General features: G+C 73.1%; 1 protein-coding gene and 1 pseudogene. One reads left to right on the top strand and one right to left on the bottom strand.

Annotated features, from left to right (window positions below):
* Window positions 1-180: pseudogene (locus HMPREF3086_RS13770) on the top strand (A/G-specific adenine glycosylase); the annotation flags it as partial.
* Between the two features lie 33 nt (window positions 181-213).
* Here the strand turns inward: HMPREF3086_RS13770 and eccCb are convergent.
* The coding region (gene eccCb, locus HMPREF3086_RS13765) for a type VII secretion protein EccCb (RefSeq protein ID WP_070722429.1) at window positions 214-2,144 on the bottom strand (1,931 nt) is incomplete at its 5' end.

The raw sequence follows: 2,144 nt of genomic DNA, 5'->3' as shown, positions 1-2,144 counted from the left end.
ACCGACCGGCAGGTGCGCGGCCTCCTGCTGGACGTGCTGCGCGACGGCGACGGCACCGCCACCGCCGCGCGTCTGGACGCCGTGTGGCCGGACGCGCTCCAGCGCGGGCGGGCATTGGCGTCGTTGGTGGACGACGGCCTCATGGTGCGCGTCGGCGACCGTTACAGCCTGCCCGGGTGAGGTGGGCGCCGGGCGAGGCGACGGCCGGGCGGATCAGTCCTGGTCAGGCGCCGACGACACCACCGGAGGTACCGAACACACCTGGATCATTTGAGTACCGGTGTCCCGCGAGACCAGCGTTCCGCGCCCGGGGGGCAGCGGGCTCGGCTTGAGCTTGCCAACGATATTGCCCTCGTCCCGCGAGCCGGACATGACCAGCACGTCCACCGAGAGTTCCCGAAGCTTGGCGATGGTGCCGCTGAACATCGCCCGGCTCACTCCGCCCATCCGGCGGGTCAGGACGATGTGCAGGCCGACGTCGCGCGCCTGCGGGAAGAACTGGTGCAGCTCGGAGAGCGGGTCACTCCCCGGGGAGGGGGCCACCAGATCGTGGTCGTCCACCACGACGTAGACCTCCGGCCCGGTCCACCACGAGCGGGTGGCCAACTGTTCCGCCGTCACATCGTCGCCCGGGAGCCGGTTCTGGAAGTACGGGACCAGCTGCGGGATGAGGGTGTGCGCGGACTTCGCGGAAGAGATATATCCGGCCAGGTGGTCCTGGGGTACCACCCCGAGCAGCGAGCGCCGGTAGTCCACCAGCAGGATCTTCGCCTCCTCCGGCGTCGTGGTGGCCACGATCGACTCGACGATGTTGCGCAGAACCGTAGTCTTTCCCGAGCCCGCGTCCGCGAAGGCCATGAAGTGCGGCTGGGTCCGGAAGTCGAGGGTGACCGGCTGCAGCGCGTTCTCGCCGATCCCCAGCAGGGCCCGGTTCGGGCGGATCCGGACGCCGGCCGCCTCGATCTCGGCGAGCACCGCCGCGCGCGGGATGTCGTCGGCCAGCAGCCGCACCGGCGGGGCCGACCGGTCCCCGTAGAGCACCTGCAGATCCGCCGCGGCCGCGCGGACGCCCTCGGCGAGATCGTCCACCGACGAGCCGCCGTCGAGCCGGGGCAGCCCGATGAGGGTGTGGAGACCGGACTTGAGGATGCCGCGGCCCGGCCGCCCCTCGGGCACCAGCGCGCCCTTGACCCGGCCGGCCTCGGACTCGCCCGGGTCGCCGAGCCGGAGCTCGACCCGCGTGCCCATGAAGTCCTTCATCGTCGAGCGGAGCTCGGCCCAGCGGGACACCGACACCACCACGTGGATCCCGTACGACAGGCCGCCCGAGGTGAGCGCGGTGACCTTCTCGGCCAGCTCCTCGAACTCGCCCCGGAACGTCGCCCAGCCGTCGATCACCAGGAAGACGTCGCCGAAGCGGTCCCCGTGCAGCGGGTGCGAGGCCCGCTCGTCCGGCTCCAGGGCGAGGTACTCGGCCCGCAGGCGCCGGAAGTCCGTCATGGACTCCACGCCGTGGCGGCGGAAGCGCGCCTCGCGCTCGGCCAGCAGCGTGGTGAGCTCGGCGACCGAGCGGCGGATCCCGTCCAGGTCCCGCCGGCCGGCGACGTACCCGACGTGCGGGACGTCGCGCAGACCGGCCAGGGATCCGCCGCCGAGGTCCACGCAGAAGAACTGGACGTGCTCCGGCGCGTGGGTGGCGGCGGCGGACATGATGAGCATGCGCAACGCGGTGGACTTGCCCGACTGGGGGCCGCCCGCCACGGCGATGTTGCCCGCGCCTCCGGCGAGCTCGACCACCATCGGGTCCCGGCGCTGCTCGAACGGCTTGTCCACCGTACCGATCGGCCAGGCCAACGAGGGCGGTGCGGCCGCGGGCACCGGCTCGCGGACCGGACCGCCGAGCAGGACGTCCACCGACTCCGGCTCGTCCAGCGGCGGCAGCCAGACCTCGTGGGCCGGACGGCCGTGGCCGCGGAGGCGGTCCACCACCACGTCGAGGAGCGACCGGGGCGTGTGCTCGACCCCGGCGGGCGCGGCGTCGGCGTCAGTGCCGGGATCGGTGTCGGGAGAGGACCCGGGCGGGGAGTCCGCCAGCAGATCGGCCATGCTCGGCAGGCCCGCGAAGGCTCCCGCCCCCCCGAACG

Source organism: Dietzia sp. HMSC21D01, assembly GCF_001815995.1.
GTDB classification, from domain to species: domain Bacteria; phylum Actinomycetota; class Actinomycetes; order Mycobacteriales; family Mycobacteriaceae; genus Dietzia; species Dietzia cinnamea.
The sequence above is the reverse complement of the archived record's forward strand: the minus strand, read 5'-3'. Positions and strand labels throughout refer to the sequence as shown.